A 25944-nucleotide genomic window follows, 5' to 3' on the forward strand; every position below is an offset into this window, starting at 1 on the left:
CGCTTGAATGTCATTTTTTCTTCAATATCGAGGCGAACTCGCCGCACTGACCGCCGCATTCATCTGGGCATGTGGCTCGATCGTTTACACCGGAGTCGGACGACAAATCAGCCCGCTTGCTCTGAACTTCACGAAAGGCTGGGTCGCGATCGTTCTTCTGTGCCTCACATTTCTGATCACTGGACAATCCATTCCCTCGATCGAATTCACACCGTTTCTCATGCTTTTTCTCAGCGGCGTGATTGGCATCGGATTCGGAGATACTGCCTATTTCAGTGCCCTAAACTGCATCGGTGCAAGACGAACTCTATTGTTTGAAACGCTTGCGCCTCCCATGTCCGCAGTTCTAGCACTAATTTTTCTTCAGGAGCGGTTAGCACTATCCGCTTGGATTGGCATTGGATTGACGATCGCAGGAGTAATCTGGGTCATCTTAGAACGCACTTCAGAGCAGCAGGGGAACTTTCGCCCCCTTTTAGGAAGTCTGTACGGACTATTGGCGGCAATCGGTCAGGCAGCAGGCGCAGTCATGTCCCGATCCGCATTAGTTAGCACCGAGATCGATTCCTTGTGGAGTACGCTAATTCGATTGTTTGGAGGCACGATCGTACTTTTCATCTGGATACTGTTGCGAAATCAACCTCGCGAAATGATTAAACCTTTACGCGATCGTAGATTGCTTACAATTATTGCTGGAACTGCCTTTATTAGTACTTATCTAGGCATCTGGCTCCAGCAAACCTCGCTAAAATACGCCACTACTGGAATCGCGCAGGCATTGAGTAGTACCAGTCCACTTTTTGTCATACCTCTGAGCAGAGCAATAGGAGATCGAGTTAGTATGCGATCCGTCATCGGTGTCCTGATTTCTCTTTTGGGAGTGAGTTTATTGTTTCATCGTGAGTGATCAAGATCACTGATGTGTTAGAGTGCCCGTGTGAGCAACAATTAGCACTTCGTAGAATTTCCTTTCGCACCTTGTTCATGTAACGTTATGCTGCAAGCCGTCGCGATTCTATCCACTTACCCTGATAGATCTGAATAATATCGATAGAAAGGAGTGAATGCTGCGTCTTGCTCAGGGGCACTGGGAACACTAAAACGGATTGAGATCCTGGCATTGTGCAAGTTTGAGGGATGTTTGCTATGCAGGTTTTATTATTGATTTTGGGATTGTTTTATCTGGCGGTCATACCCATTCTCTTCATTAGCTGGCTTGAATTTTTCCGCCACGACGAAGACAATCTCACTCAAGAAGACCAAAAAATTTCACTGTTCATGATTACGATCGCGAGTGTGTTTTGGATTATTGCGCTCCCGTTCGCTTACGTAGAACTTTTGGATAGGTTCAAGCGTTCTAGCCGAGCAGCGCGGCTTTATCAGAAAATGTTGGAAACTCCGAAGTCACAGCCGCTCAACTCCAACGACGAAATTCAGTTTACAAATCATTAAGTTGTTACGATCGCTACTATTTCGTTCTGAGGATGGATGGAGTTCTGTCTGTCATAGCGGAAACTGATGAATGAAGTCAGAGATTATTGCTGTAAATGAGAATACAGTTTTTGAAACAATTGGGGATTTCAAAAAGCAGTTGGTATAATGAGAACGAATTTGCTACTGAGGCTAGAATTTTATGAAACCTTGCCTTTTTGTTTTGAAAGTAGCAGTTCTTACTTGCTCACCTGTTCTAAATTATCTAAGTACAGTGAAAACCAGGATGCCTGGTTTTTTGTTGCCAAACTATCCACAAGTTCGTTTTGTAAATACTAGGGAAGCTAATCTGTGGGTCGCCTAATCTAATCGAAATAGAGCGGAGGAACCAATTCTTGGGGCGAATCTTGAACATTGGTTTGAGAAAGACACCTTCCAGTCTTAGCCCGTCAGCTAACTCCGTCGGCAATGGGAGGATAACTCAGTATGCAATTGCAATTCTGAGTATCCTGAACTGAATCGATCGTGTTTTTCGATCGAAAAACTCCCTCAACCCACCTCTCGTGCGTCGTGTAGTTAGGAGAGGTTGCACTCAATGAACGTTCATTCCATGCTGGTACGACTCCAAGGAACGCTCGGTCGTACTGATCTCGTCCAAAAAATGATGCTGATTCCGGCATCGGGTTTGTTTCAAGCAGAAGGGTCTGAGATTAATCTCGTAGTCGGATATTCTAATTCTCCGAGCAGTCAGACAGCGCTTGATTTGACGCTGTGGATTGCTCACCAAACTCGGTTGGCGACTGGAAAGCAAGTCACAGTTCAAGTTGTGTATGTAGTCGCTGACAGCGTAATGAATCGAATTTCCTCGTTTGATTCAGGTCGCAAACCGAAAGAAAAGCTGAAAGCGGAAGGCGAATGGCGAACCAGCCGAACCGCGATCGCAGAACTGGAAACGTCAACAAAGGCACAATTCGGAACGGCTGAATTGTTTGAACAAGCCGATCGAATTCTCTGGAACGCTCGCTGTATGGCTGAAGAATGGCGAGGTTCGCTGAAAACACATTTGCGCTTTGGAACGGTTGCGAATGAGTTGAAAGCCGTTGTGGCAACCGAGAAAGCTTCTTTGCTGATTCTGGGTTGTGATTCACCGCAGCACCCATTAATTCGACAATTGGGTAAATCGTTCGCTTGCCCGGTCTTGGGAATTCCTTCGGTACTAGAGGGAGAATAGAAAAAGGCTGATTTCTACTAGCCCTCATCCCTGAATCCTCTTTGCGCGGAGAGAACTAGGGTGAGGGCAACGATCGAGTCTGTCTAAGAGGGTGTTTGAGAAGTAATCGTTGATCGCATTCACCCGCCCGGACATGAATCTCCGGGCTAATCGTGGGAAGCCCACTAAACTGGGCTAAGGAGATTTCTACGAAAGAGCTTACCGCTTGAAAGACTGCCCTTCGGCTTCGCTCAGGGCGCGATCTCTAGCTGACTGAGCGAAGCCGAAGACAGCGGGTAATTTGTTTTCGATAAATCTCCTAAGAACTCCGAATTACGCTCTTAGCCCAGTTTAGTGGGGTTTCCTCCATTAGCCCAGAGCTTCATGTCCGGGCGAACTCGCAACGCAGCAAAGCCGCTTTTTATACTTTTCAAACACCCTCTAATCCGTAACGCACCTCGATCGTCGTGTTGATCAGTGTAGTGTTTAGGACTCACTGACTCGTGCATTTCATCAAAAAAGCTTCTCTCTCCGCGATCGCGATCGCAACTCTCAGCGTTTTCCCGCAAATTGCTAATGCGAAACCACCCGGTAGCGCTCGAATTCCTGACAGTTCTGCCAGTTGTGAAAGCGCGATCGCTTCGGTCAAATCTTCTTTGGTACAACGCGGTTACTTCATTCCCTGGAAATCTGCGCGTCGTTCAATTACGCCGCAAGTGGTGTTTGATAACAACGGCATTCGGAATTATTTCTATGACTATCCCACTGAGCGAACTCAAATTCTGACATTTCGGTTATCAGGAGACGGGACGCGATTGTATCAAGGGCTAATGAGTTCACCTCAGTTGATGGCGACAATGAGCGCTCAGATTATGGCAAGCTGCGATCGTGTTGGTTTGGTCGAATTCGCCCACTGGCATGAAGGATACGTTCCGGTCGGTTATTTTCCCGATCGAACGGCTCGAACCTTTACTTGGACTGACCTTGATGAAAACAGTCCACATCAACGATGGATCAAAACTTCAAACGGCTCCAGAATTACTCATCAGTGGGGATACTATTTTTCTCCTTAATTCAACGCTGCAAAACAAGCTGTCGTAACTGATTGCGGGATTCTGAATCTAAATATTTTTGTTGGAGCGATCGCCATTCTTTAAACGCGATCGCTCTTTTTTGGTCAAGCTGATTCGCAAAAACTGGGCAGAGTTTCTCGATCGATTCGTCTAAATGCCGATCCAGAAATTCCTGCAACACCACGCTATCTTGAATCTGCCCTAAGACTTCCTGAATGTTCTGAAACTCTTGAACTTGCTTTTGATAGTTCTCACCGTAAAAATCAGTAAAAAGCTCGGTCTGATAGCGTAATCGCTTCATTTGCTTACGCAGATCGTGAAGCAAATCATCTTGTTTTAATTGCGATCGAATCGATTCTGGTGTGATTGGCGCAAAGATTTTTTCATCACCCGCAAATTCGACATCAATTAACCAGGCTGGATGCAGAAGAATTTCACTAATCAGCGGCAGCAAAATGTCGGGCAGCACATCTTGAATGGGTAATTGCGCGATCGTACTCAATTGCGGCAGTGCTAACCAATCTTCCATCGCCTGCTTGAATTCGTCATACTTACGAGAATTCAAAGTCTTTTCTAACTGATGGAAATCTTGCGATCGCTGATGATCTAATTTTTTCAATGTTTGTTTCAGCGCTTTCTGTTCTGCTTCTGGCAGATCTGGATGAGAAGTCAGTTCAAGCTTGAGAACATCCAGATCGCGCACGGCTCCAAGGATTTGAGCGAATTTCCGAATTTTGGCATCGTTGACGAATTTGGGTAACTCCACAGCGAATCCGAACACTTGAATCGCAGTTCTGAGACGACGTAAACCAACCCGCATTTGATGAAGAGCTTCCGGATCGCGATCGGCAAGCACATCCTCTTCGTGTTTCATTGCCTTACGGAAATGTTTCTCGATCGCACGATGAGCAAAATGACTTAAAGCCTCTTGAGGCAATCTGATTTGGAAGTTCATAGTCAGTTCTCGAACAGGATTATCCATTATTTTGAGTTTCTGACATGTGAAACTTGAAAACCTCTAGCTTTAGTTAATGTTTCAAGGTTTAATCAAATGAGAATTAAAGTATAAAAAGTATTCGCTCCTAGCAACAAATAAAACAACAGAAGTGAGTCAGCTTATGAAACGTATTGTATTTTGTGACTTTGACGGGACGATCACACAATCCGAAACATTTGTCGCAATGCTGAAACACTTTACACCCGTATTAGCAGAACGATTACTACCTGAGATTTATGCGAAACGCTTAACGTTACGCGAAGGTGTACGGCGATTTATTCAATCCATTCCATCGGTTCGATATAGCGAAATCATTGAATTCACACGAGCACAACCGATTCGTCCAGGACTGTTGGAATTTCTCGATTTTCTTAAAACGGAAGAAATTCCATTTGTCGTGATTTCTGGTGGGTTAACGGGAATGGTCGAATCTGTCCTGAATCCGCTCAAGGATCGAATTCATGCGATTCATGCAATGGAGGTCGATACAAGAGGAACGTTTTTGCAAGTTCATTCTGCTTATGAGGGGGGAACGGAATTGGTCGCAAAGGCGCAAATTATGGCGAAATATCAGGCAGATCAAACGATCGCGATCGGAGATTCAATTACAGATTTAAACATGGCATTATCTGCCTCGATCGTATTCGCCCGATCGCCACTAACCCGCTATTTAGAAGAACGCCATAAGCCTTACATTCCTTGGAATGATTTCTTTGAAGTTCGAGAGTATTTACGCGATCGCATTCTAAGCCGTTCCCTTGAACAATCCTTGCGGACGCACTAACAGCACAATCACCATAATCAGCAGTGCAATTCCTAGTTTGTATTGGGCTGTAAAAAGTCTTGTATTGATAATAAATTGTGCGATCGGGTTCGTTGCAACTGGAGTCAAAAGATCGGAAATTCCAGATCCGACTTCTTGAGCGAGTCCAATAATCAGTCCACCTGCGATCGCGCCGTAAGGATTACCAATTCCACCCAAAATCACCGAAGCAAACAGCGGCAAAATCAAGAACCATCCCATATTCGGACGGACTGCTTCCACTAATCCCAACATACTGCCACCAAGCGCAGTTAATCCGCCCGCGATAATCCAAGTCCAAAGCACGACTCGATCGACATTAATCCCAGTCGTTCTCGCTAAATCCAGATCGTCCGCGACTGCCCGCATCGCTTTCCCAATTTTGGTATTTTGCAGCAAGTAATGAAGTCCCGCGATCGCGATCACTGCAAGGACAATCACCACAATCTGATTAAACGGAATCGTAATTCCACCAAACGAGAGGGCACGCGCAACAGGCAGATTGTATCGCTGGTTGCCGCCCCCCCAAATGAAAATAATGCCATTCCGAATAAAGAGCGCAAGCCCGATCGAGATAATAATCAGCGTGGTTGCAGTCGCTCGTTTTTTCCGCATCGGCGACCAAAGCAGCGCTTCACCCAGGAGCGTCATGCCAATTGTTGCGATCGCAGAAAAGACCATCGACACCCAGATATTGATGCCGATCGCATTAAACAGCAGCGTAAAATAAGCGCCCATCGTCATGAAATCGCCATGAGCGAAATTCGACAGTCGCAGGATTCCATAGCTTAGCGTTAAGCCAACCGCAGAGAGAGCAATGATACTTCCAACCGAAATTCCGTTAACGATTAACTGTATGAGTTGGCTAAAAAAAGCTTCCATGCGTGGCACTTGCAATACGGTATCGCTTGATTGTGCCTGAAGTGTGCAAGTTTGGGAAGAGTTCTAAAAATTTCCAATAAAAAAGCAGTCCCTACCCGGTTTGGACTGCCCTTGTGTTAGACGATGAGCTTCTCAATCTGTAAGTATCATGCCGTCTCCAGAAAGAATTCACATCATCCTTAAGACTGATGCCTATCATCATCGGTAACAGAATGTATCGCAGCGATCGCAATTGCAGCCGGATAGATTCGATGTTCTTGGGCGTGAATCCGACTCTGTAAGGCTTCGACAGTATCGCCCTCTATCACCGGAACGGCTGCCTGTATGATAATTTTTCCGCTATCCACTTCTGGAACGACTAAATGGACAGTGCAGCCTGTAATCTGAACTCCCGCTTGGAGGGCTTGATCTACAGCGCGATTTCCTTTAAAGCTCGGTAACAAACTCGGATGAATGTTGAGAATACGATCGCGAAATGCCTCAATCAAAACCGGAGTGACAATCCGCATCCATCCCGCCATGATCACCCACTCGACCGAATGCTGCTTTAGAGTGTCTACGATCGCTTGATCCAAATCTTCTCGACTAGCAAACTCTCGATGATTGAGTAAGACCGACGGAACGCCGAAACGATTTGCTCGATCGACGACTTTCGCACCCGGATTGTTATAGATCACGACCTGAATTTCTGCATTCAGATGCCCATCTTGGATCGATTGCGCGATCGCTTCAAAGTTGCTGCCACTTCCCGAAGCCATCACACCGATTTTGAGGCGGGGATGGGGTGGAAACTCAGCGAAATCAGGTGAAATCAGCGCAACCATGAGAGCCTTTCTAAAAAACAGGCTCTCAGTTTAACGTGAGGAACGCGATCGAAGGTAGAAACAATTTCTTAAAAGTCGATCGCTTCTGAACCAATTCCACATCGAATCGAATCTCTAGCAAGAATTCCATTTGGTGGATCAGGGATTTTTGGCATCGGTGGCGCAATCCGAGCAGGACGAGCCGACTGGCAAACTTTAGTCGCGCCGATATTTTGACCTTCGATCGAGAACTTTAAGACAACCGCAATGTAACTTTTCAGATTGTCTTTGTTCGGACGTGCGATCAACGTTAGACGATCGGAGGTCGCTTGGAGTTGATAGCGATAGTTCTGAGTTTGACCGTTACTGAGTCCTAGTTGAGTCAACGTTGGAAACTGCTGCGTTTCTAGAGAGTGATACAAAGAAGACATCGCCAAGTTCTGAACCACAAGTCGTCCTTCGCCATCGGTCGATTGCTCGGCTGGTTTGAGTTTGGCGACATCGGGGAAAGCGATCGCGCTATCTGAAACTTTTGAGAATTCCGCAGGCTGATCAAATTGTGTCGGTCTAGGTTGCCTCATGTTTAAGTTCTTCACATGAACTCGCAACGTACCGGGACTGGGAAAATCAAAAATCGTAGAAACAGGTAGCTTTTCTTGCTCGTTTCGGGGCTTTTCTAGCCTGAAATCAAGGTGCATCGGTTTGGGTTTCGTATCGATCGAGTAATTCACCGAGTATGCCATTCGGGTTTGAGTACCTGATCCCATGTCAACCGCAAGAATTAGCTTGCCAGATGGAGAAAACTGCATTCCGATTGGGGTATCAGTTCTTTTAACTTGTGTTTCCCAGCGCCCGACTAACTGCTGAGATTCATTCGATTGTGAAAGCGCGATTGAACTTGGGTATACGATCGCGATTCCTAAAATTCCAATCAAACCGATTCTGCTCATCATCTTTCCTTAAACCGTTCTCTCGCTACTTTGCGAATTTGCTCAAAGTTCGCCCACCGAAAAAGATTTTCTTCCGATCGGTCTTTGCCATCGAGATTGTATCTCCCGTACACTACGCCGGAGACAAAATATACATTCCGTCCTCTTAGAAACAGTAAATATCTCGCTTTTTGAAAGGGTTTGACACCTTCATCGATCGAGTCAAAATATCGCCTACCTTCCATCCAATTCTTCGGCTCATCCGGGTTGTCATAGTCTGTAATTCTTTTGACGCAGAAATGCGATCGTGCTCCGGATAGTTCTTATAAGTCGATCTCTTTCGAGCTAGAACTGCATTCGATCAAATTCGTTCCCATAGCACGATCGTCTGGAATCCGAGGCACTGAGGGAGCACTACGAGAAGGACGCACAGACTGACACGCTTTTGCAGCAATGTATTTCACTTCGTCTGAATTTGGCTGCGGAAATTGCGCCACGATCGCGATATAGCTATTTAAATTCCCTTGAGTCGGTAGAGCAATCAGCGTTAGCTGATTTGCTTTTGCTTGTAGTTGATAGCGATAGTTCCGAGTCGCACCACTGCTAAGTCCGAGTTCAGATAACGTTTTCGGAAATTGCTTTTTCTCAACGCTGTAGTAAAGTGCAGACAAAGTGAGATGCTGCATCATAAGCTGTCCTTCACCTGTTTTGGATTGCTCAGCTTGAGTAAGTTGGGCTGATTCTGGTAAAGAAACGGTTTGATCTGAAACTTTCGTGAATTCTGGTGGTTGCTCGAATTGTCCCGGATTCCAACTTTTACTTTGTTGCAACAAGAGCGATCGAGGATTTTGAAACTCAAACACGACGGGCGGCTGATCTTCTCGTGGCGCTTCCGAATTGCCGAACTGAAAATGGATGTGCATCGGTTTGGGTTTAGGATCGATCATGTAAGTTCCCACGATCGCAATCCGAGTGGCGAAGTCGTATCCACCTGGAAGTGACCAAATCACTCTGCCATCCGGGAAGAATCGGAATCCTCCGGGAGCGGGTGATGAGGTGTCGGTGATTGGTTTTTCCCAGCGTCCCGCTAATTGTTGAATGACGGAACTTTCAGTTGGAGCAGCTTGCGATCGCGCTACCAACATAGGACAAAATACAATCAAAGCAACACTCAGACCGATTTTCTTTAGCATCGTCTAACCCTAAAATTACTATCTATTTGAGCGATCGATATGCTTCTTGATTCCACCAAAGCTAAATCAGATTCCGGATTCTCACGTTTGTTGGATCGAGAAGCGATCGCGGCTTGGATCTTTCTTGCACCTGCACTGATTTTGCTGAGTGTATTTGTGATTTATCCGATCGCATACCTGTGCTATCTCAGTTTCACAACTGGCAGCTTTACACGGGCGGGAGTGCGCTGGATTGGATTGCGAAATTATTGGCGATTGTTGCTTAGTCCCGATTTTTGGCAGGTGATTGGGAATACCGTTTATTTTACGATCGCAACTTTGATTCCCAGTTTGATCATTCCGCTGGGTCTAGCCGTATTGCTAAATCAATCGATCAAATTTCGCGGACTGTTGAGGGCAGCGTACTTTATCCCATCCATTACCTCCCTCGTTGCGGTTGGATTGGGATTTCGCTGGCTCTTTCAAACCGATGGCGTGATTAATCAGTGGCTTAGTGCAATTAATATTCCAGCAATTCCTTGGCTCCAAAGTACCGTTTGGGCAATGCCAGTTTTGATTTTGCTGAGTGTTTGGAAGCAGATCGGATTCAATATGGTCGTGTTCTTAGCGGGACTGCAAACGATTCCGATTAGTCGATATGAAGCAGCAGAATTAGATGGCGCGAACAGTTGGCAGAAGTTTCGATATGTCACACTGCCGGGATTGAAACCCACGATCGTATTTGTCACGGTGACGACTGCGATCTTTACCCTTAGAAGCTTCGAGCAAGTTTACGTGATCACGGGCGGTGGTCCCATGAATTCCACAAACCTGCTCGTCTACTTCATTTACGATCAAGCGTTTGCCCAATTTGATTTTGGGTATGCAGCAGCGGCGGCAACAATTCTATTGCTGATTGCGCTTTTATTGGTGTACTGGCAACTGAGAACAACCGAAGATTAAGCATCCGGGAAGGTCTGCTTAAACTCGTCAATCAAGATATCCATTTCTTCGAGTGCCTGATTCACATCGATCCGCAGCGTTCCTAAATTCGGCTGTTCCATCAGTTTCAGGAGCGATTCTCTCTTGCTTTCAATTAACTTAATGCGTTCTTTAATGGTTTCGGCATCCATACTGAAATTCCTCTAAGTACGATCGCGCTTAATCATAACTAAATGTTAAGCTCCCCTCAATTTTAGTCGGATTTGCTGGAATCTGATTAACCCTTGATAAATCAAGCTTTTCCGTATTTCTACCTTTTGGTAGATTAAATCTGTTTGAAAATTTACACGAAAACTTCATAAATCTCGATAGGAGTAATCCGGTCTGCGGGTAAAGTAATGTGTACTGTTCGGATAGTGTCACCCCCGAAGGATTGTATGGCTAGAAAAAAACAGCCCCCGGTTTGGATCGTCGTATTGGTGTGTAGTGCTGCTGGCGTTGTGTTGGGTGGATCGGCAAGCTGGGCAGAAAGTAGCCAGTGTTTGCAAGAGAAAGTGGTCACGAATCAATGTTTGACTCAAGACCCGGTGAGAAAAACGGGTGAAGGAATGTTTGCAGGAATGTTGGCGGGTGCGGGTGGCGCGATCGGTGCAACCTGGAGCCAATGGAAACGCAATTCTTAACTGAGTTGCACTACGGGCTGATCTTCAACGAGCGTTCGATCGGTGAGAAGATCTTCCACCGTAATTTTAAGAAAGCGATCGCTATCTACAACAAATTGCACTTTGATGCGATCGCTTCCTGGTACTCCAGGCGGATCAAGTTCGGCAATACTGCGCGATCCCTCTCGATCGTTTAATGCCTGCACCGGAGTTTGAGAAGTCGAAAGATTTCTGGTGACTAATCGATCACCATCAAAATAAACTTCCGTCTGCGTCGTTTCAGTTCCGAGTTCACCAATAATCAGTTCAATACTCGGCTGATTGTCAACCGATGCACCAAGAACTAATTCAACAGGCTTCTCCATCGGGTAAGGTTGTCCAGCTTTAACCAGTGGATGCCAGTTGTGGGAGTTTTGTCTGCGATCCCAATAGCGAATGCCGTAACCGTGATAGAGAAAATCTTTGAGTTGAACTCCTTGACTGAGTTGTAAGGCTCCTTGTGCGATCGCTTCAAACGGTTTTTCGCACCGAATTAAGCTCTGATCAAAATACTGTTTCACCCAATTCTGAACCGCTGGAATTTGAACCGTTCCACCGACTAAGAGAACGGCATCAATATCACTTACAGCAAGTCCTTGGCGGCGAGCTTGTTGTAAAACTTGCTCCATTGATTCATCGAGTTTCGTGAAGAAACCTCGATCGCTTAAAATCTGCTCAAACTGCGATCGTGTTAACGATAAGTCGTAACTCTCAAATGTTTCATCGTTAAAGAAAACTTCCTGTGCTTGATTTGAGAGTGAAAGCTGAATCTTTAAGCGTTCTGAAAGTCTTGCAATTAAGGGTGATGTTGCAATTCCTTGAGTATTCACAAAATGATCCACGATCCAATTATCAAGATCTGATCCGCCTAAATTTTGTCCCGCTTTCGCGATTACTCTAGCAATCCTCGCTTTTTGTCCTGACTGTTCCTTAAATGATTTCTGCCCCCATTTCAGAATGAATCCCATCGGTTTAGATTGAGCGGTTTCATTCACATTGATCTGAACGATCGATAAATCGAGAGTTCCGCCTCCGAAATCGATTACGAGTAGCGTTTGTCGATCGCTTAATCCATACCCTAACGCTGCCGCAGTCGGTTCATCAATCATCCGAACCTGATTAATATCCAGAGATTCACAGATTTGACCTAACCACAGGCGATACGCCTCAAAACTATCCACCGGAACTGTGAAAGTTAGCGATTCTGCAATTTCAGGATCAGTTGTTTTGAGTTGATTGATGATCTGAGTGAGAAACCATTCGCCAACTTGCTCAAATCGAACCGTCTGCCCATCTAATTCGGGTAAAAATCCTTGTACATCTGTCCCGATTCCCCGTTTGAAGTTGCGGAAAAATCGAGCATCGTTGCTAATATCTAAGGCTCGATCGCGCACTTGTTGACCGATCGTGATCTTCCCTTGAGCCGCATTTTCGACATACAGCAAACTGGGAATCAGCGGCGGATTCTGCGCCAATCGTTGAGAAATTCCAGGAATCGAAAGCGTTTCAGGCTGTTGAGTCGCTGCATTCCAGCGAGTGATCACGGTGTTACTGGTTCCGAAGTCGATCGCGTAAGGCATTCTGACAACAAGTAGATGAACGTGAATCAGGTATATCAATTCACGAAACCATAATTGATGTGCCTAAAGCAAGATTATTTGATTCGTTCCGCCAACCAATACCCGATCGCGATTCCAAAGAAACTTGCAATTAAGTCGATCGCATCCAAACTTCGATTCGGTGAAAGTCCTTGTGCAAGCTCTTCGCTCAATGTAAACAGGGCGAATAATCCTGGAAAGACGGGCACAGGAATATTGAGAATTCTGATTCGTCGCTGACTTAATGCTTTGTGTCCGAGCAATGTGGCAATGCCATAGAGGATGACATGAGCGAGTTTATCGTTTTCGGTGAGAATTGGCGGAAGTTTGCCGATGTAAGCGAAAAACAGAATAGTGAGAAAAATCGCGGAAAAGACGATCGCGGAAATAATCCAAGCCCAACGTGCAGAGGTGACGGTTTTCATAAAATAATTCGGTGGAACTTCAATCCACTACAGCAGCAGGAATCCGGACTTCTAAAGCTTTGCGAAATTTTTACGGATAGAGATGTATTAGGAGATGGTTGAGAAGCATGAAAGTTTTCTCGCTTCGTTCGAGTTCGCCCCGGAATGAATTCGGGGCTATCGGTGCGAAGTCCTGTGAACAGGACTGAAGAGGCTGAAACCGTTTCCTCAGTCCCCTTCAGTGGACTTTGTTCTGTTAGCCCCGAATTCATTCCGGGGCGGACAAGCGCAATAAACGACTCTTCTCAAACAGCCTCTTCTTGATTCCTATTAATCTTGGAGTTCCTAAAGTTATGAAAACTGCCGTTTCGCTTCTCATTCTCCTAACTTCTTTCTGTACTGTTGGTGGCTTAGCTTTCTTTCTCTACTTCGGAGCCGCTTTATCTCAAGAACGCGATACGTCCGAAATCGTTAGAGCCGCGCTACAAATGGAATTCGGCGGTAAGAACGTGGTTTTAGTGAATGGAAACCGCGATCGCTTACTGGTTCGTTCTTTCGCAACACTGAGAACGCACTTAGAGCAGCAAGACTGGACTTGGGAGAATCAGTTTGGAGCAGCAAGCTTTTATCGAAAAGATAATCAGCGAATTCTCGCTAGTTGTGGAATGTACTCAAGACGTTACATGATTTGCGATTTGGCTCGAACAAACCAAGTCAAGAAATCCTAATGTATATCTGGGGAATTATGGCAAGTTTTGAAAACATTTTTTAACATATAGGTCATAATGAACCCACAAGCTACTCCGCAGGGACGCACTATGATGAGTAAACCGTCCGCTGATTTGGTTACATTTCTTTCACGGCTCCGCTCTGGAATTTGGATTTTTGGCATCTCGTCCTGGTTATTTGGTCTAACCGATCGTTCACTTGCCGCATTCATGGACGGGTATCTTTCCGCGATCGACATTGCTCAATTGTTCACTGCCTCATTTTTCTTCATTGGTTGGCTGTTTCTGAAACCAGCGAAGCTCTTTTAAGTCAGAAAATTCTAAAACGGGTAATCCAACAATAAAGGTTGCCCCTTTCCCTTCTCCCTCGCTTTCTGCCCGCACCGTTCCACCATGCAATTCAACGAGATGCCGCACGATCGCGAGTCCGAGTCCTAATCCGCCAAATTGTCGCGTACTACTTCCGTCTGCCTGTCTGAAATGATCGAATACATGAGGCAGAAATTCAAGATTGATACCAATTCCTTGATCTCGAACAATAATTTCAGCGATCGAGTTGTGCTTGATCAACGAGATCTCTACTCGTTCATTTTCTGATGAAAATTTGACTGCGTTGGATAGCAGATTCCAAATGATTTGCTGCAATCGGTTCGAGTCACCCAAAATCATTACAGCTTGATCAGGATGAGTCAATTCAATCTTAATTCTTTTCTGATTTGCAGAGAGTTGAACCGTATCGATCGCAGATTGAATGGCAATCCTTAAATCAACCAGTTCACTTTTCAAGACAAATTTACCTTTCAAAATTCGAGAAATATCTAACAAATCATCGATCAAATTAATCTGAACCTTAGCGTTTCGTTCGATGATTTCTAATGCTTTTTCTGCACTCGCTTGATCAAACTTTCGCTGTCTCAGTAGTTGAACCCATCCTAAAATCGGATTTAATGGTGTTCGCAATTCATGAGATAGAACTGCGAGAAATTCATCTTTAGTTTGATTCGATCTTGCTAACTGTTCGCTCCGACTTTGAAGCGAGTTGACTAGATTTGCTCGATCGATCGCGATCGCAACTTGATCTGCTGCTGCCTGCATCAATTCCTGCTCTTCGGTTGTGAAAGAATTGCGCGATCGACTTCCAAACGACAACACTCCTAACGCTCTCCCCTGATTGATCAAAGGCTGACTCGAATAAGCCGTAATTCCAATTGCTTTGATCAACCGCGCTTTTTCTAAAGTTGAATTTTGAATATCGCTTAAACAAATTTGAGCCGCATCCTGTACCGCTCCACCGCAAACCGCCTGACCGATTTCTAGCTCTGAAAAATCTAGTTTCTGTTGTGCTGTCAACCCGCGAGATGATGCCAACCTGAGATAAGAATCATCCTGTCTTGGTGTCACTAAATAATTCAAATATAAATCTAAACCCAACTGCGCTGAAAGTCGCTCGTACAGATCATCAAGCAATGCGATCGGATCTTCAGCTAACAACAATTCTCGCGTTGTATCATAGAGCAAATTCAACTTATCGTTCTGTTTTCGTAACGCCTGCTCTGCCACCTCTCGCTGAATCAAGTTCCGCCGTAGCTGCCAAATCAGAAGCTCTAGAAACAATGCGATCGCTAAACAACTCGGAATCGTTAAACCCACGATCGTATTTAACCGAACTCGCTCTGCATTCGATCGCGCTTCTAATAATTGAGTTTCTTCAGTCTGCATCGTATTAATCAAACCGCGAATCTCATTCATGAGAAACCGACCCCGATTGCTTCTCACCAGCGATCGCGCTTCCTCCAATTGATTCGTATCAGCTAACCGAATTGTTTCTCGTAATAAAAACAAGCGATCGGTCATTAATTGCTCAATTTGCGACAATCGTTGCCGTTGACTCGGATTATCCTTAATCAACTGCCGTAAGCGATCCACCGTTTGATCGACCACTTGAATCGAATCTTCGTAGGGCTGCAAATATTGTCGATCGTTCGTCAGCAAATAGCCTCGCTGTCCAACCTCAGCATCTTTTAACTGAGATAAAAGCGATTCCGTCGTCAATAACACTTGCTGGGTGTGGCTTTCCCAGGATTTTGCCTCTCGATACCCTGCCAGCGTCGAGTAAGACAATGTTCCGATCCCGACCAGTGCGGCAAGAGAAAACCAAGCCCCGATCGAGGCATTGCGTGAAAGCGATCGCTTCATGTAGCGCTCTAGATCAACCGTGCGGTAGATCCTAAACCCATTCCGCTCTCCGTGGCTCTACTGAAGGATAGATCCCCTCTATCCTGAGTAAAGATATTACAAAATGTTTCAAAGCGACTAGGAAGGTGAACGCAATGCCGCAAAATAATTTCGGAAGGTCGCTAAGTCAAATCGCCAAGAGCAAGCAAGTTCCGGGCGCAACGACTTACTAAGCCATTTGGGGAACTCCCGCTTTTAAACACACTCGGTTACATTTCCTTGGAGGAATCCATCAATGAGTATTGTCACGAAGTCAATCGTGAATGCTGATGCTGAAGCACGTTACCTCAGCCCCGGCGAATTAGATCGGATCAAAGGCTTCGTCACCACTGGCGAAAAGCGTCTACGGATTGCTCAAACCCTGACCGACTCGCGTGAGCGCATCGTCAAGCAAGCAGGCGACCAATTGTTCCAAAAACGCCCTGATGTTGTTTCTCCTGGTGGAAACGCATACGGCGAAGAAATGACCGCTACCTGTCTGCGTGACTTGGATTACTATCTGCGTCTCGTGACCTACGGAATTGTTGCAGGCGATGTCACCCCGATCGAAGAAATCGGAATCGTTGGCGTTCGTGAAATGTACAACTCCTTGGGAACCCCGATCCCCGCAGTTGCAGAAGGCATCCGCGCAATGAAGAACGTTGCAGCGTCCTTGCTCTCGTCTGATGATGCGTCTGAAGCTGGCGCATACTTCGACTACGTTATCGGTGCAATGCAGTAATTTCTGCCTTGATCGATTTCCTCCTTTGTTAATTTAAGACCACGCGACTTACGGAACTTTAATCATGCAAGACGCAATTACCTCGGTAATCAACACTTCTGATGTCCAAGGGAAGTACCTGGACGGATCAGCGCTCGAAAAGCTCAAAGGCTATTTTGCAACTGGCGAACTGCGCGTTCGTGCAGCAACCACCATCTCTGCTAACGCAGCAGCGATCGTGAAAGAAGCAGTTGCTAAGTCCTTGTTGTACTCGGACATCACCCGTCCCGGTGGCAACATGTACACGACTCGTCGCTATGCTGCTTGCATCCGTGACTTGGACTACTACCTCCGCTACTCCACCTACGCAATGTTGGCTGGCGATCCTTCGATCCTTGATGAGCGCGTTCTCAACGGATTGAAAGAAACCTACAACAGCTTGGGTGTACCCATTGCAGCAACTGTTCAATCGATCCAAGCGATGAAAGAAGTCACCGCTGGTTTGGTCGGTGCTGATGCTGGAAAAGAAATGGGCGTTTACTTCGACTACATCAGCTCTGGTTTGAGCTAAGAGACAGGTAGGAATGAAGGTCTTCTTCGTTCTTTAGCTTTCTCAACTGGTTTGGAAGTCTGGAGTGAGTATTAAGTGGTTGAGGCTTTTCTTGGCTTTTGCGATTTAATATTGACTCTTGGCTTCCAACCTTTTAAACAGAGGTTTGTTTTAACCGAATTGATCCGTTTAGATTTGTTAAGCCGCTATTATTTAGCTGAATCTAAAGCGCGATCGACTTTTTGAGATTTTTCTAAACTTGACTCCGCACTGCACTTCGTTGCGCTGTGTCCTCTTTCTTCATCCTTTAGGAGAGATTCCAAATGAGAATGTTCAAGATCACTGCTTGTGTTCCGAGCCAAACTCGGATTCGGACACAACGCGAACTGCAAAATACCTTCTTCACGAAGTTGGTTCCTTACGAGAACTGGTTCAAAGAGCAGCAACGCATCCAAAAAATGGGTGGAAAGATTGTGAAAGTTGAACTTGCGACGGGCAAACAGGGCATGAATACTGGTTTGGCGTAAGCAAGTTCGCAAGGTTTGCTAACTCTGAGCATTAGCGGGAGGTTTTAGACCTCCTTTTTTATTGGAGAATTTCTATAATAAAAATGTTCTTTCTGAGAGCTAATTAAGTAATTATGACCGAGCAACTTGAACAGGCGATCGCACGATTAAAAACCTTACCAACTGACAAACAGAATGCGATCGCGGCTCTCATTCTAGAAGAACTCGAAGAAGAGCAGCGATGGGACGACTCCTTTGCCCGTTCCCCGGACTTGTTAGCTAAATTGGCAACCGAAGCAATGGCAGAGTATCGGGCAGGTAAAACCCAGGAATTAGACCCAGAAACACTTTGAAATCTCGTACTACTGCCCAATTCCGCGAATTATTTGCTGACCTTCCAGAACCCATTCAGAAGCAAACTCGTAAAGCTTATCAACGATTCAAGCAAGATCCGAGCTACCCAAGCTTGCGATTCAAGAAAGTTCATCCAACCTTGTCTATCTATTCTGCACGAATCAACAAAGACTATCGTGCTGTTGGTCAATTAGAAGGTGACACAGTAATTTGGTTCTGGGTCGGTTCTCACACGGAATACGATCTGCTGCTTGACCAATTGTAGACACGTTAAAGTTTACTGATTACGATCGCCCGGACAAAGTTTTGGAGAATCGAGACATTCGGGTTTGATCGATCGCACTAATTTTCTGAACTCAGGCGCGTTTTTGCCTTGAATGTTGAGTGTGGGAATCGAAACGGTTGAGGGGTTTCCGCGATCGAGAATCACAGTTCGTTCTGGTTTTCCGGTTCCAAATCGGGTGACAGCCTCCTTCGCACGACTGCAACTGATGTAAAGCTTGCCCATGAAAATTTTGCCGTTGTCCGCATCGAAATTGTAGTAAACGCCATCGAATTTGGGACGCTGGGTGCACCATTCAAAGTGAGCGATTTCGATCATTTTGGCGACATGGAGATCGTAGCGAGTTAAGCCAGAGCGACCGACAAACAGAGAGGTGTCTTGATCTGGAACCACGAATGTTCCGAATCGCTGTGTTTGATTGCCGCCTGCGCCTGCGAAGTTAATTCGGGGAGGTGAGAAGGCGGGTCCGGCGATCGCGGTTTGACCGCTCATGAGAGAAAGTGCGATCGCGCAAGTAAGAGAAGTAATTCGATTCATGATAGGAAGCAAATGTCTAAGTTTCGCAATCATAAAGCAGCTTTTTCTCTGAGCCATGAGTGATAATGCGCGATCGTATCTTTCCAAGCTTCCTGGAGAAACATCCTTAAAATGAAGAGAAGTTCTCTTGCTTAACCAGTATGAAGCGGATTGTTTTGATTGCGGGATTTGAGTCGTTTAATGCGGGGCTGTATCGGCAGGCAGCAGAATTGTCGCAGGGGCGGTGTCCGGAGTTGGAGATTCGGGTGTTTAGCGATCGAGATCTCGCGGCAAATCCAACCGCAGTCGAAGCAGCACTTCAGCAAGCTGATGTGTTTTTCGCAAGTCTGCTGTTTGACTATGATCAAGTGCTTTGGTTGAGAGAGCGAGTTCAGACCATTCCAATTCGATTGGTGTTTGAATCGGCATTGGAACTGATGAGTTTGACGCAGATTGGGAAGTTTGCGATCGGGGATAAACCGAAAGGAATGCCGAAGCCCGTTAAGTTCATTCTTGATAAATTTAGCAATGGGCGGGAAGAAGATAAGCTGGCGGGATACATTAGCTTTCTGAAAACGGGACCGAAATTATTGAAGTTTGTGCCTGTTCAGAAGGTTCAGGATCTGCGGAACTGGTTGATTATTTATGGATATTGGAATGCGGGTGGAACGGAGAATGTTGCGGCGATGTTTTGTACGATCGCTCAAAAGTATCTAGGATTGTCGATCGGGGAAATTGCAGAAGCGATCGAGACTCCAAATATTGGTCTTTTGCATCCTGATTATTTGGGTTATTTTGAATCACCAAAGCAGTATTTAGAGTGGTATCGACAGCGTTTTAATTCCGATTGTCCAACGGTTGGAATTCTGTTGTATCGAAAGCACGTTATTACAAAACAGCCGTATATTCCGAAGTTGATTCGAGCATTTGAGAAAGCGAATTTGATTCCGGTTCCGATTTTTATTAATGGCGTTGAAGGTCATGTCGCCGTTCGGGATTTGATGACGACTGAATATGAATTGCAAATGCGCGATCGCGGAATTAAAGAAACATTGTCACTGTCGGATCAGGCTGTGAAAGTTGATGCGATTGTTTCTACGATCGGGTTTCCTTTAGTTGGTGGTCCTGCTGGATCAATGGAAGCAGGGCGGCAAATTGAAGTTGCAAAACGGATTCTTAGCGCAAAGAATGTTCCTTATCTAGTTGCGGCTCCGCTGTTGATTCAAGATATTCACTCTTGGACGAGACAAGGGATTGGCGGATTACAAAGTGTGGTTTTGTATTCGTTGCCAGAGTTGGATGGAGCGATCGATACAATTCCGCTCGGTGGTTTGGTTGGGGAAACAATCTATTTAGTTCCAGAAAGAGTCGATCGATTAACTGGAAGATTAAATCAATGGATTAAGTTGCGTCAAACTGCGCCTAAAGAGCGGAAAGTTGCGATTTTGTTATATGGATTTCCGCCGGGATATGGAGCAGTGGGAACGGCAGCGCTTTTGAATGTTCCGCGATCGCTAATCAAGCTACTTCAAGCAATGAAAGAGCAGGGATACGAGCTAGGAGACTTACCCGAAGATGGTGAAGCTTTAATTCAAGCTGTGAAGAATGCAGATGAAAGCGACTCTATTACAGTCTCAACTCAAACTCTAGAACAGTGGTTGGGTTATCTATTAACTTCGAGAGTTAAGAAACAGTGGAAATCACTATCAAGTAGCGGCATTAAAACATTGGGCGATGATTTAGTTTGGGGTGGCATACAGTTGGGTAATGTTTGGATCGGAGTACAACCGCCGTTAGGGATTTCTGGTGATCCAATGCGATTGATGTTCGAGCGCGATTTAACACCACATCCGCAGTATGCAGCATTCTATAAGTGGCTTCAGAATGACTTTGGAGCGAATGCGATCGTACATTTCGGGATGCACGGCACTGTTGAATGGTTGCCCGGTTCACCGCTTGGTAACACCGGCTATTCCTGGTCAGATATTCTGCTCGGCAATCTTCCAAATCTTTATATCTATGCTGCGAACAATCCATCAGAGTCGATTTTGGCAAAACGTCGCGGCTATGGAACTTTGATTTCTCATAATGTTCCGCCGTATGGTCGAGCAGGATTGTACAAAGAGCTAGTCAATATTCGAGATTTAGTTGCAGAGTATCGGGAAGATCCAGAAAAGAACTATGCGTTGAAAAGTGCGATCGTGCAAAAAATCATTGATATTGGCATTGATGCAGATTGCCCGTTTGAAGATGCGAAACGGTTGGGAATTGCTTTTAATGTTGAGAACATTAATCTGTTTAGCAGTGTTGCTTTCAATCAGTATTTGATCAAACTGTATGAATACTTGCAAGTTTTAGAAAATCGATTGTTCTCGTCGGGCTTGCATACTCTGGGAGAAAAGCCATCGGCAGAAGCGATCGAGAGTTATTTAACCGCTTATTTTGATGATCATAGTTCTGAGCTTTCTCGAATTGCTCAAGGTGAGGATTTAGCAGGGCATCAAGAAGCGATCGACATTCGCAATCTCTTACTTCAAACCCCGGACGAACTCACCAATCTACTACGCGGTCTAAACGGCGAATACATTCCTCCTGCTCCGGGTGGCGATCTATTGCGCGATGGTTTAGGAGCATTGCCTACAGGTCGAAACATTCACGCACTTGATCCCTATCGAATGCCTTCTCCAGCGGCTTATGAACGTGGTCGCGAAATTGCTCGAAAGATTATTGATCAGCATCTCAAAGAACATCAAAGCTATCCAGAAACAGTTGCAGTGATGCTTTGGGGATTAGATGCGATTAAAACAAAGGGTGAATCGCTTGGAATCTTATTAGAGTTAGTCGGTGCAGAACCAACGAAAGAAGGCACAGGGCGGATTGTTCGCTATAGTTTGAAACCACTCTCAGAAGTTGGACATCCTCGAATTGATGTTCTCGCGAATCTATCTGGGATCTTTCGAGATAGTTTCGTGAACATTATTGAGCTATTAGATGATTTGTTTCGGAGAGCCGCAGAACTCGATGAGCCAGAAGATCAGAACTTTATTCGGAAACACGCGATCGCACTCACGCAACAAGGCATCGCAAATCCCACAGCCCGTTTATTCTCCAATCCCGCAGGCGATTACGGTTCTTTAGTCAACGATCAAGTGGTTGCCTCAAACTGGGAAACAGGTGAGGAATTAGGTCAAACTTGGCAGAGTCGGAATGTCTTTAGTTATGGCAAGAAGGACAAAGGAGAAGCGCGATCGCAAGTTTTACAAACATTACTTAAGACTACCGATCGCATTGTTCAAGAAATTGATTCGGTTGAATATGGCTTAACCGACATTCAAGAATACTATGCCAATACAGGCGGACTGAAACGCGCCGCAGAACAACAGAAAGGTGAAAAAGTTCAAGCCAGTTTTGTCGAAAGCTTCTCGAAAGATACAACCCCTCGGAACTTAGAAGAACTCTTGAGAATGGAGTATCGCACGAAGTTATTGAATCCCAAATGGGCAGATGCGATGGCAGCCCAAGGATCAGGCGGAGCGTATGAAATTTCGCAAAGAATGACCGCGTTAATTGGCTGGAGTGGGACCGTCGATTTCAAAGAATCTTGGGTATATGACCAGGCAGCGGATACTTATGCGCTTGATTCGGAAATGGCGAAACGATTGCAAGAAGCGAATCCTGAAGCATTTCGGAATATTGTGGCGCGGATGCTTGAGGCGAATGGGCGCGGGTTTTGGAATCCGGATCAGGAGAAATTGGAGAAACTACGATCGCTCTACGATCAGTCCGACAGCAAAATCGAAGGAGTTCCAATCTCTTAGATTTGTTAAGCTATTTGAAGCAGTGTATTGCTCGAATGTTTATGACGACTCAGAACGATAAACCACAAACAACCACTCAGGAAAAGACTGAGCAATCCGCTGAAAAGATACTTTGTCCTCATTGTTTGCGAACTGCGACCAATGGAATTAAGTGTCAGGGGATTTGTATTGCGGATAGTGACTATTAGGGCATCACATCGATGAGACGAAGCGATAAGTCTGGAAGTAAAGGAGATGCGATCGCATCCTCTAATCGATATTTCTGTTTCTCATATCGATCGTCTACAAGCTGACAAACGGTAAACGTCGGCTGCTTAGGTTTGCCAATGTAATCAATGCCACCTAAAGCGCGAAAGTCCACAATCCAATATTCGGGGATTTGAAGCAGCGCATACTCTTCAACTTTTCGCGCATAGTCATCTTGCCAATTTTTACTGGCAACTTCCACCACAAGCTTGATTGCTTGACCACTCGTTAAAATCGGTTCTCGTTGCCAAAGGGGTTCACGTTCTAACTGAGATTTATCTAAGATGACGACATCAGGACGCAATGCCGTCGCTTCTGCTGCGGGCGGTTTGATCAAGCAACTCTTTGGAATTGTCCAATTTAATTTCAGTCTTAAAATTTCTGCAAACAGGCGACCTGCCACTTCTCCACAAACAGATTCATGGGGTCCGGTCGGTTCCATATCGCGCAATTCTCCATCGATTAGCTCGTAGCGCGGATTGTCACCGTACTGGGCAATAAATTCTTCAAAAGTTAAGCTCTGAGAGGCTATGTAAGTCATAAAGAAGCTGCGTTTTGAACTCACCTTATTATCGAATATCTATAAGATTAGTCTGTATTATGATTGCAATGTTTGTCTAATTATTATTAATAACTTGTAGGTTTATTCAACTAACTTAATATCCTTTCTAATCTGATCCATCTTAAAGAAGATGAGACGGGGATCACTATATTCGTATGATTTAGAACGCTAGAACTTACAGGAATGATTTGTTTTAGCAATTTGATACTTTGTTCAATCCATTCACTTAACTAACCGGAGCGCGATCGATAAATAAAAATGCGATCGCGGGGTGATTTGCCTATGAAAATGCTACAAGAATACCGCTATAAATTCGCGCAGTATTGGCGAGCGTCGATCGCCTTTCGGACGATTAGTTTGCTCGTGCTGTTCGCGATATCTGCGCTGTTGATTGTACTCCCTGTACGATCGCAACAGCCAGTCACGCTCACCTTTTTGATGAACGCGCCGGAGGTTCCAAACCTGCGACCTTTAATTGCAGAATTTGAGAAAGAAAATCCAGGCATCAGACTCAACATGATTGAAGGTCCTAACGCTTCAAACTTGATTGAGGATTTGAATACTTCTGCATTCTTGCTAGGGAGTGCGCCTTACGATTTGGTCAACATGGATGTCACCTGGGTTGCAAAATTTGCGGCAGCAGGTTGGCTCCGAGATTTGAGCAATGAAGTCTCTCAAGAACAGTTGAATGAGTTCTTGCCGGGAGATATCGAAGCGAGTCGTTATCAAGGCAAACTCTATCGGGTTCCTTGGCGGACTGATGCTGCAATGCTCTTTTATCGCAAGGATTTGCTAGAGCAAGCTGGACTTCAACCTCCGAATACTTTTAATGAGTTAATTCAAGCCTCTCAAAAGATTCAAGGTCAGGATAAGGCACAGTGGGGATTCGTCTGGCAGGGACGGCAGTATGAAGGCGTAGCTGCGATGTTTGTTGATGTGCTGACCAGTAATGGTGGCTTCTGGGTGAATCCAGAGAACGGAGAAGTCGGACTCGATCGACCCGAATCCATCCAAGCTCTGCAATTCTTGAGATCAACGATCGATAAAGGCATCACGCCAACAGGTGTGAGTACTTACCAAGAAGAAGAAGCACGATTGCTCTTCCAAAGTGGTAACACTCTATTTATGCGGAACTGGCCCTATGCTTGGGCGCTGTTGAACAAAGACGATTCACCCGTGAGAGGCAAGGTTGGCATTAGACCTGTTGTTCATGCACCTGGTCAAGAAAGCTCGGCTTGTCTCGGTGGATGGGGCTGGGGAATTGCAAGTACTACGCAGCATCCAGTCGAAGCTCGAAAAGCTTTGGATTTCTTTACCAGTGCGAGAGTGCAAAGGCAAACAACTCTACAATCGGGCTATTTGCCGAGCCGGAAAGCGTTGTATAAAGACCCGGAAATTCTGGCGAAGTACGACTTTTTCCCGATCGCACTTGAAGCGCTCGAAAATCCAGGATTGCGACCGCCGATCGCGCAATATGCACAAGCTTCTGACATCTTGCAGCGCTATCTCAGTGCGGCAATTTCGAGAAGAATTTCGCCTGAAGAAGCATTGCAATCGGCAGCACGAGAAACACGATCGTTGTTAGGAGCGTAGGCGATGAAAGATGTGATTCGAGAGCGAGAACGCCGTACTGGGTGGTTTCTCACGATTCCAGCCCTGTTGATTATGGCGTTAGTGTTTGTTTATCCAATTCTGAGAGCATTCTGGCAAAGTATGTTCACTCAGAACTTAGGCAACCAACTCACACCAGAGTTTAATGGATTCGCAAACTTTGCGCGGATGGCTCAAGATGGGCGATTCTGGCAGACCTTGTGGAACTCTACGGTCTTTACCTTTACAGCAGTCGCGATCGAGCTAGTGCTGGGAATGGGGATTGCTCTAGTGCTAAACCAAGCCTTTCGAGGTCGAGGGATTGTGAGAACGATCGCGATTCTGCCTTGGGCGTTGCCGACTGCGCTGATTGCACTCGGCTGGACGTGGATCTTCAATGATCAGTACGGCATTGTGAATGATATTTTGCTGCGGTTGGGATTGATTAATACCGGGATTAACTGGTTAGGAGATCCAACGCTTGCAATGATGGCGGTTATTTTCGCGGATGTGTGGAAAACAACGCCATTTATTAGCATTCTATTGCTGGCTGGATTGCAGTCGATTCCGAATGATTTGTACGAAGCACAAGCGATCGATGGAGCCAGTCCTTGGCAAAGTTTCCGAACGATTACACTACCGCTTTTGATGCCGCAGGTCGTGATTTCATTGTTGTTCCGACTCGCGCAATCCTTTGGAATCTTTGACTTGATTAGCGTCATGACAGGTGGCGGTCCGGGTGGTGCGACTGAAACCGTTTCGCTATACATCTATTCGACCGTCATGCGCTATCTCGACTTTGGATATGGTTCAGCGTTAGTCGTTGTGACCTTCCTATTGCTTGTGTTAGCAGTCGCGATCGCGGCGTACTTTCTCAGTCGGTCTAGAGCTAGAGCATCCGGAGCCGTTTAA

The 25944-nt window shown here is 45.6% G+C and carries 29 protein-coding genes and 1 riboswitch; of the genes, 17 read left to right on the plus strand and 12 right to left on the minus strand.

The genetic code is table 11. The annotated features are described in order from the left end of the window. Positions 1-7: 7 nt before the first annotated feature. From ACQ4M5_RS10170 to ACQ4M5_RS10185, 4 genes are all read left to right on the plus strand, one after another. Positions 8-907 (plus strand): DMT family transporter, encoded by a 900-nt coding sequence (locus ACQ4M5_RS10170; protein WP_430675479.1) that lies wholly within the window; start codon positions 8-10, stop codon positions 905-907. Positions 908-1146: 239 nt separating this feature from the next. Beyond that, positions 1147-1452, plus strand: a complete 306-nt coding sequence (locus ACQ4M5_RS10175; protein ID WP_430675480.1) for a hypothetical protein — start codon at positions 1147-1149, stop codon at positions 1450-1452. 326 nt (positions 1453-1778) lie between these two features. Then, a riboswitch (cyclic di-AMP (ydaO/yuaA leader) is annotated at positions 1779-1911 on the plus strand. Positions 1912-2026: 115 nt separating this feature from the next. After that, positions 2027-2662, plus strand: coding sequence for a universal stress protein (locus ACQ4M5_RS10180; RefSeq protein WP_430675481.1), 636 nt, complete (start codon positions 2027-2029; stop codon positions 2660-2662). A gap of 482 nt (positions 2663-3144) precedes the next feature. Then, on the plus strand, positions 3145-3714 hold the full coding sequence (locus ACQ4M5_RS10185; RefSeq protein WP_430675482.1) for a hypothetical protein: 570 nt from the start codon (positions 3145-3147) through the stop codon (positions 3712-3714). A 1-nt stretch (position 3715) separates the two neighbouring features. Here the strand turns inward: ACQ4M5_RS10185 and ACQ4M5_RS10190 are convergent, their stop codons facing one another. Continuing rightward, positions 3716-4669 carry a CHAD domain-containing protein gene (locus tag ACQ4M5_RS10190; protein WP_430675483.1) on the minus strand — a complete coding sequence of 318 codons (954 nt, stop codon included), beginning with the start codon at positions 4667-4669 and terminating at the stop codon, positions 3716-3718. A 163-nt stretch (positions 4670-4832) separates the two neighbouring features. Here ACQ4M5_RS10190 and ACQ4M5_RS10195 point away from each other — a divergent pair, with 163 nt between their 5' ends. Next, entirely contained in the window at positions 4833-5495 is a 663-nt protein-coding gene (locus tag ACQ4M5_RS10195) for an HAD-IB family phosphatase (RefSeq protein ID WP_430675485.1), read from the plus strand. Here the strand turns inward: ACQ4M5_RS10195 and ACQ4M5_RS10200 are convergent. From ACQ4M5_RS10200 to ACQ4M5_RS10220, 5 genes are all read right to left on the minus strand, one after another. Continuing rightward, positions 5457-6395: a branched-chain amino acid ABC transporter permease gene (locus ACQ4M5_RS10200; RefSeq protein ID WP_430675487.1), complete on the minus strand. Its 939-nt coding sequence runs from the start codon at positions 6393-6395 to the stop codon at positions 5457-5459. The two genes, ACQ4M5_RS10195 and ACQ4M5_RS10200, sit on opposite strands and share 39 nt — an antisense overlap. 179 nt (positions 6396-6574) lie before the next feature. Beyond that, positions 6575-7219, minus strand: coding sequence for a phosphoribosylglycinamide formyltransferase (gene purN / locus ACQ4M5_RS10205; RefSeq protein ID WP_430675489.1), 645 nt, complete (start codon positions 7217-7219; stop codon positions 6575-6577). Between the two features lie 68 nt (positions 7220-7287). Continuing rightward, complete coding sequence (locus tag ACQ4M5_RS10210) at positions 7288-8151, minus strand: type IV pilin-like G/H family protein (protein ID WP_430675490.1); 864 nt, start codon at positions 8149-8151, stop codon at positions 7288-7290. Continuing rightward, on the minus strand, positions 8148-8372 hold the full coding sequence (locus ACQ4M5_RS10215; protein WP_430675491.1) for a hypothetical protein: 225 nt from the start codon (positions 8370-8372) through the stop codon (positions 8148-8150). Before ACQ4M5_RS10215 ends, ACQ4M5_RS10210 begins: the two co-directional genes overlap by 4 nt. Positions 8373-8450: 78 nt before the next feature. Then, complete coding sequence (locus tag ACQ4M5_RS10220) at positions 8451-9320, minus strand: type IV pilin-like G/H family protein (RefSeq protein WP_430675492.1); 870 nt, start codon at positions 9318-9320, stop codon at positions 8451-8453. Between the two features lie 39 nt (positions 9321-9359). On the opposite strand from ACQ4M5_RS10220, the gene ACQ4M5_RS10225 reads away from it, so the two are divergent. Further along, positions 9360-10262, plus strand: coding sequence for a carbohydrate ABC transporter permease (locus ACQ4M5_RS10225; protein WP_430675493.1), 903 nt, complete (start codon positions 9360-9362; stop codon positions 10260-10262). Here ACQ4M5_RS10225 and ACQ4M5_RS10230 read toward each other — a convergent pair. Then, on the minus strand, positions 10259-10432 hold the full coding sequence (locus ACQ4M5_RS10230; RefSeq protein WP_430675495.1) for a hypothetical protein: 174 nt from the start codon (positions 10430-10432) through the stop codon (positions 10259-10261). The two genes, ACQ4M5_RS10225 and ACQ4M5_RS10230, sit on opposite strands and share 4 nt — an antisense overlap. Before the next feature lie 246 nt (positions 10433-10678). On the opposite strand from ACQ4M5_RS10230, the gene ACQ4M5_RS10235 reads away from it, so the two are divergent. Next, the gene (locus ACQ4M5_RS10235; protein WP_430675496.1) at positions 10679-10924 is read left to right on the plus strand and encodes a hypothetical protein; all 246 of its coding nucleotides are present in this window, start codon (positions 10679-10681) and stop codon (positions 10922-10924) included. On the opposite strand, the gene ACQ4M5_RS10240 is transcribed toward ACQ4M5_RS10235, so the two are convergent. Both ACQ4M5_RS10240 and ACQ4M5_RS10245 read right to left on the minus strand, forming a co-directional pair. Further along, on the minus strand, positions 10921-12561 hold the full coding sequence (locus tag ACQ4M5_RS10240) for an Hsp70 family protein (RefSeq protein WP_430675497.1): 1641 nt from the start codon (positions 12559-12561) through the stop codon (positions 10921-10923). The genes ACQ4M5_RS10235 and ACQ4M5_RS10240 overlap by 4 nt on opposite strands. Before the next feature lie 35 nt (positions 12562-12596). Beyond that, positions 12597-12965, minus strand: a complete 369-nt coding sequence (locus tag ACQ4M5_RS10245; protein WP_430675498.1) for a VanZ family protein — start codon at positions 12963-12965, stop codon at positions 12597-12599. A 332-nt stretch (positions 12966-13297) separates the two neighbouring features. On the opposite strand from ACQ4M5_RS10245, the gene ACQ4M5_RS10250 reads away from it, so the two are divergent. Both ACQ4M5_RS10250 and ACQ4M5_RS10255 read left to right on the plus strand, forming a co-directional pair. Further along, entirely contained in the window at positions 13298-13672 is a 375-nt protein-coding gene (locus tag ACQ4M5_RS10250) for a hypothetical protein (RefSeq protein ID WP_430675499.1), read from the plus strand. Between the two features lie 90 nt (positions 13673-13762). Continuing rightward, on the plus strand, positions 13763-13981 hold the full coding sequence (locus tag ACQ4M5_RS10255; RefSeq protein WP_430675501.1) for a hypothetical protein: 219 nt from the start codon (positions 13763-13765) through the stop codon (positions 13979-13981). On the opposite strand, the gene ACQ4M5_RS10260 is transcribed toward ACQ4M5_RS10255, so the two are convergent. Beyond that, positions 13931-15868, minus strand: a complete 1938-nt coding sequence (locus tag ACQ4M5_RS10260) for a CHASE3 domain-containing protein (RefSeq protein ID WP_430675502.1) — start codon at positions 15866-15868, stop codon at positions 13931-13933. The genes ACQ4M5_RS10255 and ACQ4M5_RS10260 overlap by 51 nt on opposite strands. 274 nt (positions 15869-16142) lie before the next feature. Here ACQ4M5_RS10260 and apcA point away from each other — a divergent pair, with 274 nt between their 5' ends. The 5 genes from apcA (at position 16143) to ACQ4M5_RS10285 (ending at position 18282) form a co-directional block, all read left to right on the plus strand. After that, complete coding sequence (gene apcA / locus ACQ4M5_RS10265) at positions 16143-16628, plus strand: allophycocyanin subunit alpha (RefSeq protein ID WP_430675504.1); 486 nt, start codon at positions 16143-16145, stop codon at positions 16626-16628. A 64-nt stretch (positions 16629-16692) separates the two neighbouring features. Then, positions 16693-17178, plus strand: coding sequence for an allophycocyanin subunit beta (gene apcB / locus ACQ4M5_RS10270; protein WP_430675505.1), 486 nt, complete (start codon positions 16693-16695; stop codon positions 17176-17178). A gap of 302 nt (positions 17179-17480) precedes the next feature. Next, complete coding sequence (locus tag ACQ4M5_RS10275; RefSeq protein ID WP_059000225.1) at positions 17481-17684, plus strand: phycobilisome linker polypeptide; 204 nt, start codon at positions 17481-17483, stop codon at positions 17682-17684. Between the two features lie 113 nt (positions 17685-17797). Further along, positions 17798-18016 (plus strand): hypothetical protein, encoded by a 219-nt coding sequence (locus ACQ4M5_RS10280; RefSeq protein ID WP_430675506.1) that lies wholly within the window; start codon positions 17798-17800, stop codon positions 18014-18016. Next, positions 18013-18282, plus strand: coding sequence for a hypothetical protein (locus tag ACQ4M5_RS10285; protein WP_430675507.1), 270 nt, complete (start codon positions 18013-18015; stop codon positions 18280-18282). The genes ACQ4M5_RS10280 and ACQ4M5_RS10285 overlap by 4 nt, the downstream gene beginning before the upstream one ends. 12 nt (positions 18283-18294) lie before the next feature. Here ACQ4M5_RS10285 and ACQ4M5_RS10290 read toward each other — a convergent pair whose 3' ends face one another. Continuing rightward, positions 18295-18837, minus strand: coding sequence for a hypothetical protein (locus ACQ4M5_RS10290; protein WP_430675508.1), 543 nt, complete (start codon positions 18835-18837; stop codon positions 18295-18297). A 140-nt stretch (positions 18838-18977) separates the two neighbouring features. Here ACQ4M5_RS10290 and bchH point away from each other — a divergent pair, with 140 nt between their 5' ends. Beyond that, positions 18978-22634: a magnesium chelatase subunit H gene (bchH, locus tag ACQ4M5_RS10295; protein ID WP_430675509.1), complete on the plus strand. Its 3657-nt coding sequence runs from the start codon at positions 18978-18980 to the stop codon at positions 22632-22634. Positions 22635-22818: 184 nt separating this feature from the next. Here bchH and ACQ4M5_RS10300 read toward each other — a convergent pair whose 3' ends face one another. Continuing rightward, positions 22819-23421 carry a Uma2 family endonuclease gene (locus tag ACQ4M5_RS10300; RefSeq protein WP_430675511.1) on the minus strand — a complete coding sequence of 201 codons (603 nt, stop codon included), beginning with the start codon at positions 23419-23421 and terminating at the stop codon, positions 22819-22821. Between the two features lie 303 nt (positions 23422-23724). Between ACQ4M5_RS10300 and ACQ4M5_RS10305 the strand changes: the two genes are divergently transcribed. Both ACQ4M5_RS10305 and ACQ4M5_RS10310 read left to right on the plus strand, forming a co-directional pair. Then, positions 23725-25035 carry an ABC transporter substrate-binding protein gene (locus tag ACQ4M5_RS10305; protein WP_430675512.1) on the plus strand — a complete coding sequence of 437 codons (1311 nt, stop codon included), beginning with the start codon at positions 23725-23727 and terminating at the stop codon, positions 25033-25035. Between the two features lie 3 nt (positions 25036-25038). Beyond that, positions 25039-25944: a carbohydrate ABC transporter permease gene (locus ACQ4M5_RS10310; RefSeq protein WP_430675513.1), complete on the plus strand. Its 906-nt coding sequence runs from the start codon at positions 25039-25041 to the stop codon at positions 25942-25944.

The sequence above is a fragment of the Leptolyngbya sp. AN10 genome (assembly GCF_050565645.1).
GTDB lineage: Bacteria > Cyanobacteriota > Cyanobacteriia > Leptolyngbyales > Leptolyngbyaceae > Leptolyngbya.

What these genes read in the sequence shown, in the direction of transcription:
- ACQ4M5_RS10170 (WP_430675479.1), top strand. Translation starts at nt 8, where the DNA reads ATGTCATTTTTTCTTCAATATCGAGGCGAACTCGCCGCACTGACCGCC.
- ACQ4M5_RS10175 (WP_430675480.1), top strand. Translation starts at nt 1,147, where the DNA reads ATGCAGGTTTTATTATTGATTTTGGGATTGTTTTATCTGGCGGTCATA.
- ACQ4M5_RS10180 (WP_430675481.1), top strand. Translation starts at nt 2,027, where the DNA reads ATGAACGTTCATTCCATGCTGGTACGACTCCAAGGAACGCTCGGTCGT.
- ACQ4M5_RS10190 (WP_430675483.1), bottom strand. Translation starts at nt 4,669, where the DNA reads ATGAACTTCCAAATCAGATTGCCTCAAGAGGCTTTAAGTCATTTTGCT.
- ACQ4M5_RS10195 (WP_430675485.1), top strand. Translation starts at nt 4,833, where the DNA reads ATGAAACGTATTGTATTTTGTGACTTTGACGGGACGATCACACAATCC.
- ACQ4M5_RS10200 (WP_430675487.1), bottom strand. Translation starts at nt 6,395, where the DNA reads ATGGAAGCTTTTTTTAGCCAACTCATACAGTTAATCGTTAACGGAATT.
- purN (WP_430675489.1), bottom strand. Translation starts at nt 7,219, where the DNA reads ATGGTTGCGCTGATTTCACCTGATTTCGCTGAGTTTCCACCCCATCCC.
- ACQ4M5_RS10210 (WP_430675490.1), bottom strand. Translation starts at nt 8,151, where the DNA reads ATGATGAGCAGAATCGGTTTGATTGGAATTTTAGGAATCGCGATCGTA.
- ACQ4M5_RS10215 (WP_430675491.1), bottom strand. Translation starts at nt 8,372, where the DNA reads ATGGAAGGTAGGCGATATTTTGACTCGATCGATGAAGGTGTCAAACCC.
- ACQ4M5_RS10220 (WP_430675492.1), bottom strand. Translation starts at nt 9,320, where the DNA reads ATGCTAAAGAAAATCGGTCTGAGTGTTGCTTTGATTGTATTTTGTCCT.
- ACQ4M5_RS10225 (WP_430675493.1), top strand. Translation starts at nt 9,360, where the DNA reads ATGCTTCTTGATTCCACCAAAGCTAAATCAGATTCCGGATTCTCACGT.
- ACQ4M5_RS10230 (WP_430675495.1), bottom strand. Translation starts at nt 10,432, where the DNA reads ATGGATGCCGAAACCATTAAAGAACGCATTAAGTTAATTGAAAGCAAG.
- ACQ4M5_RS10235 (WP_430675496.1), top strand. Translation starts at nt 10,679, where the DNA reads ATGGCTAGAAAAAAACAGCCCCCGGTTTGGATCGTCGTATTGGTGTGT.
- ACQ4M5_RS10245 (WP_430675498.1), bottom strand. Translation starts at nt 12,965, where the DNA reads ATGAAAACCGTCACCTCTGCACGTTGGGCTTGGATTATTTCCGCGATC.
- ACQ4M5_RS10250 (WP_430675499.1), top strand. Translation starts at nt 13,298, where the DNA reads ATGAAAACTGCCGTTTCGCTTCTCATTCTCCTAACTTCTTTCTGTACT.
- ACQ4M5_RS10255 (WP_430675501.1), top strand. Translation starts at nt 13,763, where the DNA reads ATGATGAGTAAACCGTCCGCTGATTTGGTTACATTTCTTTCACGGCTC.
- ACQ4M5_RS10260 (WP_430675502.1), bottom strand. Translation starts at nt 15,868, where the DNA reads ATGAAGCGATCGCTTTCACGCAATGCCTCGATCGGGGCTTGGTTTTCT.
- apcA (WP_430675504.1), top strand. Translation starts at nt 16,143, where the DNA reads ATGAGTATTGTCACGAAGTCAATCGTGAATGCTGATGCTGAAGCACGT.
- apcB (WP_430675505.1), top strand. Translation starts at nt 16,693, where the DNA reads ATGCAAGACGCAATTACCTCGGTAATCAACACTTCTGATGTCCAAGGG.
- ACQ4M5_RS10275 (WP_059000225.1), top strand. Translation starts at nt 17,481, where the DNA reads ATGAGAATGTTCAAGATCACTGCTTGTGTTCCGAGCCAAACTCGGATT.
- ACQ4M5_RS10280 (WP_430675506.1), top strand. Translation starts at nt 17,798, where the DNA reads ATGACCGAGCAACTTGAACAGGCGATCGCACGATTAAAAACCTTACCA.
- ACQ4M5_RS10290 (WP_430675508.1), bottom strand. Translation starts at nt 18,837, where the DNA reads ATGAATCGAATTACTTCTCTTACTTGCGCGATCGCACTTTCTCTCATG.
- bchH (WP_430675509.1), top strand. Translation starts at nt 18,978, where the DNA reads ATGAAGCGGATTGTTTTGATTGCGGGATTTGAGTCGTTTAATGCGGGG.
- ACQ4M5_RS10300 (WP_430675511.1), bottom strand. Translation starts at nt 23,421, where the DNA reads ATGACTTACATAGCCTCTCAGAGCTTAACTTTTGAAGAATTTATTGCC.
- ACQ4M5_RS10305 (WP_430675512.1), top strand. Translation starts at nt 23,725, where the DNA reads ATGAAAATGCTACAAGAATACCGCTATAAATTCGCGCAGTATTGGCGA.
- ACQ4M5_RS10310 (WP_430675513.1), top strand. Translation starts at nt 25,039, where the DNA reads ATGAAAGATGTGATTCGAGAGCGAGAACGCCGTACTGGGTGGTTTCTC.